This is a genomic window from Aliivibrio sp. S10_S31 (assembly GCF_014694495.1).
GTDB classification, from domain to species: Bacteria; Pseudomonadota; Gammaproteobacteria; order Enterobacterales; family Vibrionaceae; genus Aliivibrio; species Aliivibrio fischeri.
Window position 1 is genome coordinate 161,247 of the sequence record NZ_JAAUWR010000001.1, and the last position, 15,188, is coordinate 176,434.

Annotated in this window: 17 protein-coding genes and 1 other annotated feature; of the genes, 7 read left to right on the forward strand and 10 right to left on the reverse strand. The window is 39.9% G+C overall.

The window, feature by feature from the left end; all coding sequences use genetic code 11:
- Window positions 1-10 precede the first annotated feature (10 nt).
- From trpB to HC728_RS00875, 7 genes are all read left to right on the forward strand, one after another.
- Window positions 11-1,201 (forward strand): tryptophan synthase subunit beta, encoded by a 1,191-nt coding sequence (trpB, locus tag HC728_RS00845; protein WP_017018229.1) that lies wholly within the window; start codon window positions 11-13, stop codon window positions 1,199-1,201.
- Window positions 1,201-2,007 carry a tryptophan synthase subunit alpha gene (gene trpA, locus HC728_RS00850; protein WP_190395016.1) on the forward strand — a complete coding sequence of 269 codons (807 nt, stop codon included), beginning with the start codon at window positions 1,201-1,203 and terminating at the stop codon, window positions 2,005-2,007. The genes trpB and trpA overlap by 1 nt, the downstream gene beginning before the upstream one ends.
- A gap of 304 nt (window positions 2,008-2,311) precedes the next feature.
- Window positions 2,312-3,547, forward strand: coding sequence for a dicarboxylate/amino acid:cation symporter (locus HC728_RS00855; protein ID WP_017018231.1), 1,236 nt, complete (start codon window positions 2,312-2,314; stop codon window positions 3,545-3,547).
- A gap of 167 nt (window positions 3,548-3,714) precedes the next feature.
- Window positions 3,715-4,260 (forward strand): septation protein A, encoded by a 546-nt coding sequence (locus HC728_RS00860; protein ID WP_005418762.1) that lies wholly within the window; start codon window positions 3,715-3,717, stop codon window positions 4,258-4,260.
- Window positions 4,261-4,354: 94 nt separating this feature from the next.
- Window positions 4,355-4,765 carry an acyl-CoA thioester hydrolase YciA gene (gene yciA / locus HC728_RS00865; RefSeq protein ID WP_005418761.1) on the forward strand — a complete coding sequence of 137 codons (411 nt, stop codon included), beginning with the start codon at window positions 4,355-4,357 and terminating at the stop codon, window positions 4,763-4,765.
- A gap of 104 nt (window positions 4,766-4,869) precedes the next feature.
- Window positions 4,870-5,172: a YciI family protein gene (locus tag HC728_RS00870; RefSeq protein ID WP_190395017.1), complete on the forward strand. Its 303-nt coding sequence runs from the start codon at window positions 4,870-4,872 to the stop codon at window positions 5,170-5,172.
- Between the two features lie 25 nt (window positions 5,173-5,197).
- Window positions 5,198-5,596 carry a GspS/AspS pilotin family protein gene (locus HC728_RS00875; protein ID WP_005418758.1) on the forward strand — a complete coding sequence of 133 codons (399 nt, stop codon included), beginning with the start codon at window positions 5,198-5,200 and terminating at the stop codon, window positions 5,594-5,596.
- A gap of 73 nt (window positions 5,597-5,669) precedes the next feature.
- Here the strand turns inward: HC728_RS00875 and HC728_RS00880 are convergent, their stop codons facing one another.
- The 10 genes from HC728_RS00880 to hisG form a co-directional block, all read right to left on the reverse strand.
- Window positions 5,670-6,620: a class I SAM-dependent methyltransferase gene (locus tag HC728_RS00880; protein WP_190395018.1), complete on the reverse strand. Its 951-nt coding sequence runs from the start codon at window positions 6,618-6,620 to the stop codon at window positions 5,670-5,672.
- Window positions 6,620-7,303, reverse strand: coding sequence for a TIGR01621 family pseudouridine synthase (locus HC728_RS00885; protein WP_017018234.1), 684 nt, complete (start codon window positions 7,301-7,303; stop codon window positions 6,620-6,622). Before HC728_RS00885 ends, HC728_RS00880 begins: the two co-directional genes overlap by 1 nt.
- Window positions 7,304-7,411: 108 nt before the next feature.
- Window positions 7,412-8,032: a bifunctional phosphoribosyl-AMP cyclohydrolase/phosphoribosyl-ATP diphosphatase HisIE gene (hisIE, locus tag HC728_RS00890; RefSeq protein ID WP_017018235.1), complete on the reverse strand. Its 621-nt coding sequence runs from the start codon at window positions 8,030-8,032 to the stop codon at window positions 7,412-7,414.
- The gene (gene hisF, locus HC728_RS00895) at window positions 8,029-8,802 is read right to left on the reverse strand and encodes an imidazole glycerol phosphate synthase subunit HisF (protein ID WP_017018236.1); all 774 of its coding nucleotides are present in this window, start codon (window positions 8,800-8,802) and stop codon (window positions 8,029-8,031) included. The genes hisIE and hisF overlap by 4 nt, the downstream gene beginning before the upstream one ends.
- On the reverse strand, window positions 8,784-9,521 hold the full coding sequence (gene hisA / locus HC728_RS00900; protein ID WP_005418747.1) for a 1-(5-phosphoribosyl)-5-[(5-phosphoribosylamino)methylideneamino]imidazole-4-carboxamide isomerase: 738 nt from the start codon (window positions 9,519-9,521) through the stop codon (window positions 8,784-8,786). The genes hisF and hisA overlap by 19 nt, the downstream gene beginning before the upstream one ends.
- Before the next feature lie 114 nt (window positions 9,522-9,635).
- Window positions 9,636-10,250, reverse strand: coding sequence for an imidazole glycerol phosphate synthase subunit HisH (hisH, locus tag HC728_RS00905; RefSeq protein ID WP_063651374.1), 615 nt, complete (start codon window positions 10,248-10,250; stop codon window positions 9,636-9,638).
- Between the two features lie 8 nt (window positions 10,251-10,258).
- Complete coding sequence (gene hisB, locus HC728_RS00910) at window positions 10,259-11,332, reverse strand: bifunctional histidinol-phosphatase/imidazoleglycerol-phosphate dehydratase HisB (protein ID WP_054775611.1); 1,074 nt, start codon at window positions 11,330-11,332, stop codon at window positions 10,259-10,261.
- Between the two features lie 237 nt (window positions 11,333-11,569).
- Complete coding sequence (hisC, locus tag HC728_RS00915) at window positions 11,570-12,610, reverse strand: histidinol-phosphate transaminase (RefSeq protein WP_155661712.1); 1,041 nt, start codon at window positions 12,608-12,610, stop codon at window positions 11,570-11,572.
- Window positions 12,611-12,619: 9 nt separating this feature from the next.
- Window positions 12,620-13,939, reverse strand: a complete 1,320-nt coding sequence (gene hisD, locus HC728_RS00920) for a histidinol dehydrogenase (RefSeq protein ID WP_012533656.1) — start codon at window positions 13,937-13,939, stop codon at window positions 12,620-12,622.
- Window positions 13,940-13,944: 5 nt separating this feature from the next.
- The gene (hisG, locus tag HC728_RS00925; protein ID WP_017019089.1) at window positions 13,945-14,841 is read right to left on the reverse strand and encodes an ATP phosphoribosyltransferase; all 897 of its coding nucleotides are present in this window, start codon (window positions 14,839-14,841) and stop codon (window positions 13,945-13,947) included.
- A 123-nt stretch (window positions 14,842-14,964) separates the two neighbouring features.
- Window positions 14,965-15,087, reverse strand: a sequence feature (His leader region).
- Between the last annotated feature and the right edge of the window lie 101 nt (window positions 15,088-15,188).

The following is a 15,188-nucleotide window of genomic DNA, read 5'->3' on the forward strand; positions in this document are numbered from 1 at the left end:
GGAAAATATCATGGCAAAATTAGATGCCTACTTCGGCGAATACGGTGGTCAATACGTTCCACAGATTTTAGTTCCAGCTTTAGAGCAACTAGAACAAGCCTTTATTGATGCACAAGAAGACCCAGACTTTCGTTCTGAGTTCATGACGCTTTTACAAGAATATGCGGGTCGTCCAACCGCCTTGACGTTATGCCGCAATTTAACCAAAGGCACAAAAACAAAGCTATACCTTAAACGTGAAGATCTACTTCATGGTGGAGCACACAAAACCAACCAAGTACTTGGCCAAGCACTACTTGCAAAGCGTATGGGTAAAGATGAGATCATTGCTGAAACAGGCGCAGGCCAACACGGTGTTGCCACAGCGCTAGCTTGTGCATTACTAGGATTAAAATGCCGAGTTTATATGGGTGCTAAAGACGTAGAGCGTCAAAGTCCAAACGTATTCCGTATGAAACTAATGGGTGCAGAAGTCATTCCTGTACATTCAGGATCTGCGACGCTAAAAGATGCGTGTAATGAAGCACTACGTGACTGGTCTGCAACCTATGAAACTGCACACTATTTATTAGGAACAGCAGCGGGCCCTCACCCATTCCCAACCATCGTTCGTGAATTCCAACGTATGATTGGTGAAGAAACGAAAATGCAAATCTTAGCGCGTGAAGGTCGTTTACCTGATGCGGTTATTGCTTGTGTGGGGGGGGGTTCAAATGCCATCGGTATGTTTGCAGACTTCATTGAAGAAGAAAGCGTGAAGTTAATTGGTGTTGAGCCCGCAGGTAAAGGTATTGATACCGACCAACACGGCGCACCACTTAAGCACGGTAAAACAGGTATTTTCTTTGGAATGAAAGCCCCATTAATGCAAGATGAACACGGGCAGATTGAAGAGTCGTACTCGGTTTCTGCAGGTTTAGACTTCCCATCCGTTGGCCCACAACACGCCCACCTAAATGCTATTGGTCGTGCTGAATATGGTGCAGTAACAGACGATGAAGCCTTAGAAGCATTTCAAACTTTAGCAAAAGGGGAAGGTATTATTCCAGCGCTAGAATCTTCTCATGCTTTAGCTTATGCATTACAACTTGCACAAGCAGAGCCAGAGAAAGAACAGCTATTAGTTGTAAACCTATCTGGCCGTGGTGATAAAGACATCTTCACAGTACATGACATTTTAAAAGAAAAGGGAGAAATCTAATGGATCGTTATCAAGCCCTATTTGCTCAGTTAGAGAAAAAAAATCAAGGTGCCTTTGTTCCATTCGTAACTATCGGCGATCCAAACCCAGAGCTGTCTTATAACATCATGGAAACTCTGATTGAAGCTGGTGCGGATGCATTAGAATTAGGTATCCCTTTTTCAGACCCTCTTGCTGATGGTCCTACTATTCAAGGCGCAAACATTCGAGCATTAGATAGCAAAACAACGCCAGCTATTTGTTTTGAACTCATTGCAAAAATTCGCTCTAAATACCCTGATACACCAATCGGTCTTTTGGTTTATGCGAACCTTGTTTTCGCTAACGGTATTGATGACTTCTACGCAAAATGCCAACAAGCAGGGGTAGACTCGGTATTGATCGCCGATGTACCGACGAATGAATCCCAAGAATTCAGAGAAAGTGCAATAGAACATGGTATTCACCCTATTTTCATTGCACCACCATCAGCATCGCCTGAAACGCTAGAAACGGTTGCTAAATTAGGCGGTGGCTACACTTACCTTCTTTCTCGTGCAGGTGTAACCGGAGCTGAAACCAAAGCGGGTATGCCTGTTGCTCAATTACTAGAGCGTCTTAATCAATACGATGCACCACCTGCTATTCTTGGTTTTGGTATCTCAGAGCCGACTCAAGTGGAAGAAGCCGTAAAAGCTGGAGCTGCTGGTGCGATTTCAGGTTCTGCAACGGTCAAATTGATTGAACAACATCAAGCTAACCCAGAAGCATTATTAAAAGCACTTACTGATTTCACATCGTCAATGAAAGCAGCAACACAAAAATAACACATCTAATTAATCATGATCAAAGAGGCTAAATTAAGCCTCTTTTTTTTCCTCGATATATACCAACCTAAATTCTCCCCCCCTTTAAATTGTTAATAAAACAAATCACCACACAACGACACAAAACAATAAATACACAATTAAACATACAAAAGTTAATAAATGCATTGCTATATGTTAATTTTACGTGTAAAACGACACCCGAATTTTTAATAACAATAAACATAATAAATAAGAACTATTCACTAAATTTTCGTAAGAACACAACATAGAGGTAGACAAAGTGTTAAACAAAAAAGGATTTATGAACAACATTGGGGTTCAAGTCGTTATAGCCATGATTATAGGTACCATGGTTGGGGCAACAATGGGCGAATCAGCGTCCATGTTTGCGCCTCTTGGAACCATTTTTATTAATCTAATTAAAATGTTAGTTATACCATTAGTTGCTGTTGCTCTTATTTCGGGAGCTGCAGGCTTAGGCAACAGCAGTAATGCAGGAAAAGTTGGTTTAAGTACACTAGGTTATTTTGGTATAACATCGGCACTAGCCGTTGCCTTAGCGCTATTTATGGGTGAAATCTTTGAACCAGGAAAAGGAATTGATGTTTCAGGTGTAGAAGGAATGTTCTCTTCTGCCTATGCATCTAAAGGAGAACTACCTACTTTTTGGGCAACCATTACAGGCATGATCCCAACCAACGTTTTCCAATCCTTAAATGAAGCCAATATTCTACAAATACTTGTTTTCTGTCTATTCTTTGGTATCGGCTTATCTAAATTAGAAAAAACACGTCGTGAGCCAATGCTTAATGCGGTTAACGCAATTGTTGATGTTATGGTTTGGATGATCAACAAAGTAATGATCATTGCTCCTATCGGCGTATTTGGTTTAATGGCAGAAGCCGTTGGTACGTTTGGCTTTGGTGCACTAATGGTGGTATTTAAGCTATTCATTGTCTACGTTGCTGCTATTGTTATCTTTGGCTTTGTAGCCTACCCACTAATGGTTGGGTTATTTACTAAAACCTCTGCAAAGCAATTCCTTGTTGCAATGAAAAAACCACAAGCTGTGGCTCTTTCAACTGCATCATCAATGGCAACACTGCCAGTTACGATGGAAACAGTTGAGAAAGATTTAGGCGTTCGCAACTCTACTGCCTCTTTTGTCTTGCCACTTGGCGCAACCATTAACATGTCAGGTAACGCAATTTACTACGGCCTAGTTGCTATCTTCTTTGCTCAACTGTTCAATATCGACTTATCCATTGGCGCCTACATCGCTATCATTGTGACTTCAACTCTAGGTGCTGTTGGCCAAGCTGGCGTTCCTGGACCTTCTTTCTTAGTGGTCGCAGTTTTATTAGCGGCAGGCATCCCTATCGAAGGTTTACCACTGTTATTCGCACTAGATCGCATCTTCGATATGATCCGTACAGCCTTAAACATCACAGGTGACGCAGCGTGTGCAGTAATCGTTGATGCAATGGTTGAAGAAGAAAACAAAGAAACAGTAAGAACAGAAAATAAAAGTGCTTAGAAAAAGTTAATCTAATAAGCCAATTTAAATAAGTAAGGCCAATTATTTCAAATTGGCCTTTTTTTGGTCATCGTACATAAAATGTAACAAGCAATTTTTAGCGATTCCCTACGCCTTCAATTTTCGTTACACTCACAACATAATTTATTATTGGCTCAACATAAAAAATGAAACAAATTCTAGACTTTATCCCACTGATTATCTTTTTTGCTCTATATAAGATGTACGACATCTATACCGCTACAGGAGCATTAATTATTGCAACAGCCATTCAACTTGTTGTGACCTACGCGCTATACAAGAAAGTAGAAAAAATGCAGCTAATCACCTTTATTATGGTAACCGTATTTGGTGGCATGACCATATTTCTACATGACGATAACTTCATTAAATGGAAAGTAACCATTGTTTACTGCGTTTTTGCTGCTGGTTTAATTATTGCGCATATTCTGGGTAAACCTGTAATTAAAGGCATGCTTGGTAAAGAAGTCACATTGCCTGATGATAAATGGGCTAAAATCAACCACGCATGGGTATTATTCTTTACTGTTTGTGCTATTGCTAACCTTTATGTTGCTTTTGAAATGCCATTGGATGTATGGGTCAACTTCAAAGTCTTTGGTTTATTAGGATTAACTTTCTTATATACTCTATTCACTGGTATGTACGTTTATAAACATATGCCAAAAGAGAAAAAAGAAGAACAAGAATAGCCAAAAAGATAATGATTAAGCCGTGTATACAACACGGCTTTTTTATGTGGTAAACTCAGCTCAATTCTATTTTTTGTTGTATTGGAACCCAACTTTGACAAGCCCAAATAACCTTGGACAAGCCCCTAAAGGCCAACTACTTCTTCGAACTCTCTCTATGCCTGCTGACACTAACGCTAATGGTGATATTTTTGGTGGTTGGATTATGTCACAGCTTGATTTAGCTGGTGGTATTTTAGCAAAAGAGATTTCTGGTGGCCGAATTGTTACGGTTTCAGTATCAAGTATTACCTTTAAAAAGCCAGTTAAAGTAGGTGATGTTGTTTGCTGTTATGGTGAATGCGTTAAGATTGGCCGAACCTCAATGAGTATCAACCTTGAAGTATGGGTTAAACCTGTAAAAGAAGATGGGATTGGTGACCGCTTTCAAGTTTGTGAAGCCACTTTTAACTATGTTGCTATTGATGCTAGCGGAAAACCTCGTCCAATTCCGAAAAATGCGTAGTATTTGGAATAATTTTCATTATTTTTCAAAAAGCTCTGGTTTATGACTGGGGCTTTTTTTATGATGAAGAGATCAATGATGATATTTAATTAAAGGACTCTATTATGTGGTATGTGATTTTTTCTCAAGATGTTGAAAACAGCTTAGAACGTCGTTTAAGTGTTCGTGAAAAACATCTAGAGCGCCTTGCTCAACTACAGAATGAAGGCCGTTTGTTAGTAGCAGGACCTATGCCTGCAATTGATTCTGAAAATCCAGGAGAAGCAGGCTTCACTGGTTCAACAATTATTGCTGATTTTGCTTCATTAGAAGCGGCTCAAACTTGGGCTGATAATGACCCTTATATTGATGCTGGTGTTTACGCAAAAGTAATTGTTAAGCCATTTAAAAAAGTGCTTCCAGCTTAATAAATATAAACAATAAGATTATCTGATGAAAAAAATTCTACTCACAGCTATTAGTGCAATCATCCTATCTGGCTGTGCATCTAATGAACAGCAACAAGAGATTGAAATGCTTGCAGACTATCGTGCAAGTGTTCTTGCTAGTGTGCTTCCCCTAGAGATGGGACAACTGACTTTATTACAAGCAAAAGCAAAACAAGGCGTCGTTGAAATGATGTTCTTAGACGGTGGTAATGGTGAAATCAGTACCAATCAAATCATTGAAAATAGCATAACTACTTTTTGTAAAGATAAAGAAGTTCGCCCGGTGTTAGATAAAGGGGTGACTTATCGCTACATTATTCGTAATTCACGTGGTCAAAAACAAAATGATATCATTGTAAATGAGCAATCGTGTTTGGATCGCGAACAAGAAAACGAAGAATAATACAGACTTATCAAACAAAAAAGCCCTTTTCATCAACATGATGAGAAGGGCTTTTTATACCAAACTAATTAGATTAACGAGTAAAACGCATCACTTTTAAGCCACTCTCAGGGCTAATGTCGCTAAACTCTGGTGGGTTATCTAAACGCTCAACAAACTTAAGCTCAGGCGCTTCTTCAGCCATTCCATCAATTAAGAAATCAGTAGATACCGCTGGCGAATTCACGCACGCTAATACTTCACCCGTTTCTGTTAATAAACTAGGTAAACGGCGTAAGATCTTCTGATAATCTTTAGTTAAAGCAAAGCTACCTTTCTGAAAACTTGGCGGATCAATAATGATAAGATCATATAGACCTAACTTCTTAATCTTACACCATGATTTAAAAATATCATGACCTAAGAATTTAACTTTAGACAAGTCATGTTGATTTAGACGGTGATTGTCACGACCTCTTCCTAATGATGCTTTGGCCATATCTAAATTAACAACTTGAGTTGCACCACCAGCAATCGCTGCAACAGAAAAGCCACATGTATACGCAAACAAGTTTAATACTGATTTACCTTCGCTGTGCGTCTGCACCCATTTACGACCGTATCGCATATCTAAAAAGATCCCCATGTTTTGGTTCTTTTTAAGCTCTAATTGATACTTTAGGTTACTCTCTTCTACGACAGGAAATGTATTTTCCTCTCCCCAAACTACTTGCGTTGGGGCGAATTCTTGATAACGATGTTGCAATAAAATCGAAGTACCATTTGCAACTTTCCATAATGAAGTTTCTGCAAGCTTATTTAATTTAACAACTAATTGCTCAACAAATTCAGGAGTTTGCTCTTTAAATAAAGCAACCACAAGCTGGACAGTTGAATCTTTTGCCTGTAACCAATCAACCGTAATTTGCTCTAATCCCTCAAAACATTGACCGCGCCCGTGAAACAAACGACGTAGTTCACTTGGCGGATTATTCAATTGCTCTTCAAGATGTGTAAATAACGTGTCTAATGCTTCTATTTTCATTATTTTTTCTTAATCTCTGGCCAAGTTAGTGTCCATGGCATTTGCCATTGTTGTAATCCTGCTTGAACGGTTTCATTTTCCCACTCTTCACCTTGCTTTGGTAATTCTACAAATTCAAAGTCTTGAGTTTGATACGTAAAACGTAAAGCATAAGCGTGGAGATAACCGCGATCTGCGTTAGATGAGCTGTAAATTGGATCACCTAAAATACCCGAACCGACGCTTTTTAGTGCTACACGTATTTGATGGGTTTTTCCCGTATGTGGTTTACATAAAAACAGGCGATTACCACCCTGTGCAGCCGTCGAAAAAAACTGAGTTACTGCAGGATTTTCTTTGCTATTAATCAACTTCCACGATGCTCTACGCGAACGCTCCATATCCCCAATAACCAAACCTTGCTTCTTCTTCGGTTTTTTATCACCAATCGCTAAATAATATTTCTCAACCAATCTGTTTGCGAACAGTTGTGATAATTCACTAGCGGCAGCTTGATTTCTACCAATCAATAATAAACCTGATGTCATCTTATCTAAACGATGAATTAAATAGAGTTGTTTATCACCCGTCTCTTTTGCTAATTCAATCAACAATGAGGTTTCACCATCGTCTTTATGAACACTAACATTAGGGTGTTTATTTATGACAAGAAAATTTGAATTTTGATAAAGGATATCGAACATTGGCGCTCCTGAAAGTAAGCGCAGAGTATAACGAGGATGGTATTTCAATTCCAATAAAAACGCCGGTCAAATGATCGGCGTTATTTTGCTACTGTTCAATTTAAGGAACTACTTATGACGCTCTTTCAATTTATTAATCACATCATCAAACGATAAGCCTTGATCTTGCAATAACACAAATAAGTGATAGATCAAATCCGCTGATTCACACACTAGCTCCGCCTTGTCACCCGACGTCGCTGCAAGCGCGACTTCAACGCCTTCTTCGCCAACTTTTTGCGAAATACGTTTGGTGCCACGGGCGTAGAGACTTGCTGTGTAAGATGAGTCAGGATCAGCATTCTTACGCTCGGCGAGTAGCTGTTCCAACTGATGAAGCCACACCAATTGAGTTTCTTCGGTTTTATCGCCATCCCAACACGTTGTTGTTCCTGTGTGACACGTTGGACCAACTGGGTTTACTTTAATAAGCAACGTGTCGTTATCGCAATCCAGTGAAATATTAACTAAGTTCAAGCTGTTGCCAGACTCTTCGCCTTTAGTCCATAAACGATTTTTAGTACGAGAAAAAAACGTGACTTTGTCTGTCTCTAGCGTTTTAGCCAAAGCATCTTGGTTCATGTATCCCATCATCAACACTTGGCTTGAACCAAAATCTTGAATAATTGCAGGTACTAAACCATCCACTTTTTCCCAATCAATACGTGTTACTAATTCTTGTTGGCTCATCGGCGTACCTCTACATCCTGTTCGGCTAAATAGTCTTTTAATTCACCAATATTGATGATTTGTTTGTGAAATACCGATGCCGCTAATGCACCGTCTACGTTTGTTTTTTTATAGGCGTCTGCAAAGTGAACCATTTCACCAGCACCGCCTGATGCAATGAGTGGCACATGACACACTTCTCGCACCATATTCAATTGCTCAAGATCGTAACCATTACGAACACCATCTTGATTCATCATATTTAGTACGATTTCGCCCGCACCACGTTTCTGTACTTCTTGCACCCAATCTTTGGTTTCCCACTTGGTTGCCTTAGTTCGCTCTTCATCACCGGTAAACTGGTAAACTTGGTATTTACCCGTCTCTTTATCAAAATAAGAGTCAATACCAACAACAATACATTGAACACCAAACTTATCTGCAAGCTCTGTTATCAGTTCTGGGTTCGCTAATGCAGGAGAATTAATTGATACTTTGTCTGCACCAAACTCTAAAATCTTTGCTGCATCTTCTGCGGTTTTAATACCTCCTGCAACACAGAATGGAATATCTATCACCTCAGCTACTCGAGCAACCCAACTTTTATCTACCACACGACCATCACTTGATGCGGTAATATCGTAGAAAACGAGCTCATCGGCACCTTCTTCCGCATAACGCTGTGCTAGGGGAACAATATCACCGATGATTTCATGGTTACGAAACTGAACGCCTTTTACTACTTGACCATCTTTTACATCAAGGCACGGAATTATTCGCTTTGCCAACATTGGAATGCCTCCTCTGCGGTAAATTTTCCATCAAGCAGAGCTCGACCCACAATCACACCAGCAACACCAGAGCCTTTCAATGCAGCGATATCATCTAATGAACCAATGCCACCTGATGATTGGAATTGTACTTGAGGGTACTGTTTACATAAGTCTACGTAGAGTTCTACATTCGATCCTTGCAGCGTACCATCGCGTGAAATGTCAGTACACAGAACATGCTTCAAACCAACGGTTAGGTAATCTTCAAGCAGCGCTTCAATAGTCACGCCAGAGTCTTCTTGCCAACCTGAAATCGCCACATTACGAGTGCCGTTTTCATCAATATTGATATCTAATGCTAATACGATTTTTTCAGCACCGTACTTTTCCATCCAGCCTTTGACTAATTCTGGCTGTTTTACTGCTGTCGAGCCTACAACTACACGTTGCGCACCTGCGTTCAGTAAGTCTTGAACATCTGCTTCATTACGTACACCACCACCAATTTGAATATTGGCAGGCGTACTTGCTAATAAACGTGCAATCAAATCTAGCTGACGTGCCGTTGTGTCTTTTGCGCCAGTTAAATCCACAAGGTGCAGCCAATTTGCACCCGCTTGGTGATACAAATTAAACTGCTCGGCAGGATCAACTTTGTATTCTGTTACTTGCCCGTAGTCGCCTTGAAACAGACGAACCACTTGGCCTTCAATTAAATCTAATGCTGGAATGATCATAAATATCCTTATTAGCAGAACCGAGAACATTCGCTTCGCTCATTGCGAGATCTAAGGGACGAATAAAAATCCTAAAACCTCGAAGCGAAGTGACCTCGCACTTAGTCCCTGCTCTTATAGCTCCAAAAAGTTCTGAATCAGCTTTGAACCGACTTTACTTGAGCGCTCTGGGTGAAACTGAACACCGTAGTAATTACCTGCTTGCAGTGCTGCGGTGAACGGTTGTCCGTAATCACAAGAAGCAATTGTATAATCGCCTACTTGCATCCCAAAACTGTGTACAAAGTAGAAATAACTGTTCTCTGGAATATCTTTAAACAACGGGTTACCTTCAACAGGTTTAATGGTATTCCACCCCATGTGAGGCAGTGGTAAATCACCGGTTTGAAGCTTACGAACTTCACCTTCACACAAACCTAAACAATCCACAATTTGATCGGCTTTTTGACCTTTCTCTTCAGAAAGTTTACCCAGCAACTGCATACCTAAACAGATACCCAATAATGGCTTTTCTACTTGTTTAACCAACTCAATGAGATCACGTTCAGCCAAGTTCTTCATCGCTTCACTTGCCGTGCCAACACCCGGTAAAAACAGCTTATCAGCAGCCAGAACCACTTGAGGATCTCGGCTTATCGTAACCTCATAACCCAGACGCTCAATCGCAAATCTCACTGATGAAACGTTAGAACAACCTGTATCAATAATAACGACGTTCTGATTTGTCATAGCCACTCCTACAATACGCCTTTTGAGCTTGGCAGTTCATTACCTTCCACTTTAATCGCTTGGCGTAACGTACGACCAAACGCTTTAAATAGACTTTCAATAATGTGGTGATCGTTATGACCCGATGAAGAAAGGTGCAAGGTACATGCAAGGGTATCCGTTAATGAGCGGAAGAAGTGAACCACCATTTCGGTTGATAAATCTCCTACCTGCTCACGACTGAATTCAGCATCAAACTTCAGATATGGACGACCAGATAAATCAAGCGCACATTGTGCTAAACACTCATCCATTGGCAAGCTGAATCCAAAACGACCAATACCACGTTTGTCGCCAAGCGCCTCTTTTAACGCTTCTCCCAATGCAAGAGCAGTATCTTCAATGGTGTGGTGATCATCAATGTGTAAGTCGCCCTCTACATTGATCTTCATTTGGAAACCGCCGTGTGTAGCAATCTGATCAAGCATGTGATCAAAGAAACCAAGACCAGTAGTGATCTCATTACCGCCTTGCTCATCCAAATTAACAAACACTTTAATGTCCGTTTCTTTGGTTGTGCGTATTACTTCTGCAGTACGCGCATTTACGGTCAGATCTTTTAAGATCGCAGGCCAGTTCATCGTTTCTGGATGATACTGAATACCACGGATCGCCATGTTTTCAGCTAATTGAAGATCCGTTTGGCGATCACCAATCACAACTGAGTGTTGAAAATCGACTTTTCCACCTTGAAGATATTCTTTAACCATACCTAACTTTGGTTTACGACATGAGCAATTATCTTCTTCAAAGTGTGGACAGATAAGAACATCATCAAACTTCACCCCTTGAGATTCAAAAAACTCCATCATCATATTATGTGGCGCATCAAACTCATCTTGAGGGTAGCTATCTGTACCTAAACCGTCTTGGTTTGTCACCATCACTAAACGGTAACCGGCATCTTGAAGAGAAAGTAGAGAAGGAATAACCAAAGGCTCAAACTTTAGCTTATCTAAACGGTCTACTTGGAAATCCACCGGCGGCTCAACAATTAAGGTGCCATCACGGTCGATAAATAAAATCTTTTGTTGTTTGCTCACAGGAACGTCCTTTTCATTTTTTCTTGTTTTGTTCTTGATAAACCCCAAACCTTATTCCTAAGCTTGGGGATAACATATACCAATCACAGTAAGTAAATGAGCAGTAATAGCGAAGGAAAAATGCTTGAGAACAAGGCAAAATTTTTCGATAAGTAGTTATTCTACAATCAAAAATTTTAACGCAGTTATCGAGTATTTTAACTAGCTAGGATGATCAGTTATTTACTACGATTGGTATTAGATTAATTGATTACGAATGAAGCCCAATGTTTTTTCACATTCTTCGCGATTACCAACACTAATGCGTACGCAATTTTCAATTGGTGAGTTACGTAAAATAATGCCGCGATCCCACGCAGCTTTAAATACCGCGTCACCATTAGTAAACTTCACTAACAGGTAGTTACCCCAACCTTCATAAACGGTAACACCCGGCAAGACCATTAATCCTGCTTGTAAATAAGCACGATTAGCACTGAGATCAAGCATTTGGTATTTCATACGAGCTAGACCAGCTTCTGATAAGGCCTGAGTTGCAATCTCAGCTACAGGAACAGGTACTGGGTATGGTGCAATTACTTTCAGTAATACGTTGATTAACTCTTCGTTCGCGAGAGTAAAACCACAACGAAGTCCAGCTAATGCAAACGCTTTAGATAAAGTACGTAAAATCGCAAGGTGTGGGTAGTCAGCCAGTAAATCAACTGTCGATTTCTCCATACAAAAATCGATGTAGGCCTCATCCATTACAACAATGGCTCGATCTTTTGTCATTTCTAATAATGAAAGAATGTCTTTGCGATTCACGATGTTGCCCGTTGGGTTATTTGGACTACAAACAAACACCACTTTTACATCATTTAAATTTGCTTCTATTGCTGGAAGATCTAATTGCCAATCTGATGTAAGTGGTACCGTCTTTGTTTCCACACCGATTGTTTCTGCACTAATGGAGTACATACCATAAGTTGGCGGGCAATATAAAATTGCATCTTGGTTCGGTTCACAAAAAGCACGAACCAGTAATTCAATACCTTCATCTGCTCCGCGAGAAGTTAAAACCTGCTCAGGCTTTACCTCTGCATAAGCCGCATAAGCATTAATTAATTCTGGCGGTTGACATTCGCTATAGCGATTAAGACGAGCAAAATTAAACTTATATTCGTTATCAAATGGAGATTCATTGGCATTCAACCATACATCTCCTGAGCCACCGATTCGACGAGCAGAAAGATAAGGTGTTAATGCTTGTACTTGTTTTCTGGCTAACTTTTCCATAATGAATTCCTACTGATTCACTTCTTGTTTATTAACTTCTAACTGAGCGAGCTTTTCAATTCGAATCGTTACGGCTCTTTTATGAGCATCAAGCCCTTCCGCTTCAGCCATTGTGACAACCGTTGGAGCCAAACCTTTTAAACCATCAGCCGTTAATTCTTGCACAGTCATTCGTTTAGAGAAATCTGCTAATCCTAAACTAGAATAAGTTCGTGTGTACCCATAAGTCGGCAATACGTGATTAGTTCCTGATGCATAATCCCCTGCCGATTCAGGTGAGTAATCCCCTAAGAAAATTGAACCCGCATTATCTAGAAGAGGCAGTAACTCTCGCGGATTCTTAGTTTGAACAATAAGGTGTTCAGGCCCATAAAAGTTTGAAATTGAAACACACTGAGTAAGAGAATCTGCAACGATCAATAAACTTGAACCTAAAGCTTGGCGAGCAATGTCAGCACGAGTCAATTCTTTCAATTGTTTCTCAACCGCATCAGCGACTTGATCTGCAATGATTGGCGATGGAGTGACTAATACTACTTGTGAATCAGGACCATGCTCTGCTTGGCTAAGAAGATCCGCTGCAATAAAGTCTGGATCTGCGCTCTCATCAGCAATCACTAAAACTTCAGATGGCCCTGCAGGCATATCAATTGCTGCACCACGAAAATCATTCGAAACTTGACGTTTTGCTTCAGTTACATAAGCATTACCCGGTCCAAAGATCTTATCTACTTTAGAAACCGATTCTGTACCATACGCCATTGCAGCTACCGCTTGCGCACCACCGATATTATAAACTTCATCAATCTTACACAGCTTCGCTACATACAAAATTTCATCAGCAATTGGAGGCGGTGAACAAAGAACAACTTTGTGACAACCTGCAATTTGAGCAGGAACACCAAGCATTAATACAGTAGATGGTAACGGAGCACTTCCGCCAGGAATATACAGCCCCACTTTATTTACTGGCATAGTGATTTGCTCACATACAACACCTGGCTGTGTTTCAACTTTAACTGGTTGTGGTTTTTGTGCTTGGTGAAATTTAGAAATGTTACTGTAAGCTTGTTTAAGTGCTGTTTTCATTTCTTCAGACAAACGATCACTTGCCGCATCAATTTCTGATTTAGATACACGAATCGAATCAGGTTTCACACCATCAAACTTTTCAGTTAAGGCTAATATACCGACATCACCCTCTTGTTTTACAGTATTAATAACACTGGTTACTGCTGCGGTAATATTCGCACCTTCAGTAATTGCGGGACGCTGTAAAACCGTATCTTGCTGTGAATCACTCAATGATTGCCAAACTAACGTTTTCATAATGGCTACTCCATCATTTTCTCAATTGGCAATACTAGAATAGAACTCGCACCTAGTGCTTTTAACTGTTCCATTGTTTCCCAAAATAGATTTTCTGTGCTTACTAAATGAACCGCAACCTTTGCCCCATCACGTGACAGAGGTAAAACCGTTGGATCTTCCGCTCCCGGAAGCAAATCTTTAATTGCATCAAGCTTATCTGTTGGTGCGTGTAACATAATATATTTTGATTCTTTTGCTTGAATACAGCCTTGCATACGAGTTAATAACTTATTAATCAATGCTGCTTTATCTGCATCAAATTCACCTTCACGTTGAATTAATGTCGCTTTTGATCGAAAAATTACTTCAGCTTCTTTAAGACCATTCGCTTCAAGTGTCGCTCCTGTCGATACTAAATCAGCAATCGCATCCGCAAGACCTGCACGTGGGGCTACTTCTACAGAGCCATTTAAAATACAGGTTGAAAACGGAATACCTTGCTCATCCATAAAACTTTTAAGTAATTGTGGGTAGGTTGTTGCGATACGTTTTCCGGCTAAGTCTTGTGGACCCTTGTATACTTCATCTTTGTCAATCGCAATAGATAAGCGACAACCACCGAAATCCAAACGGCGTAAAGTTGTAAAAGAAGAAGGTTCTCCTAATGCTTTACGTTCTAAACGAACTTCTTCTAATTCATTTTCACCTATCACACCTAAATCAACTACCCCGTCCATAATTAGACTTGGGATGTCATCATCACGAACTAACAGCAGATCAATCGGCATATTTTCGGAATGAACAACTAAACGTTCACCTGAAATGTTAAATTTCATACCGCAGCGTTTAAATAACTCTTGGCACTCTTTAGATAGGCGACCTTTCTTCTGAATCGCAATGCGTAATCGTTGTGATGACATAATTTCTTCCTTGTAAAAATGTGATACTAATTAAATCGTTTTCTAAATAAAACAATGCAATCGGTTAATTTTAAACTCTTATAAATCAATGAATAATCTAACTTTAATTTGTTACTAAAACGAAAAAACCCTCAGAAGTTTTACCTTCCGAGGGTTAGAATTTTTATTCATCGGAAGGAAATTCAAATTGCCTTCCGGATAATACGTATCCTCCCGAAAGACTAATCAGGATGATGGTGGTGATGAATGTTCAGACCTTGAATACGCATAAATATAAACCTTTAGTAACAAACTGTATTTGTTTTTAACCTTGTAAACACATTATCAAACTGTGGTTTTATTTCAAC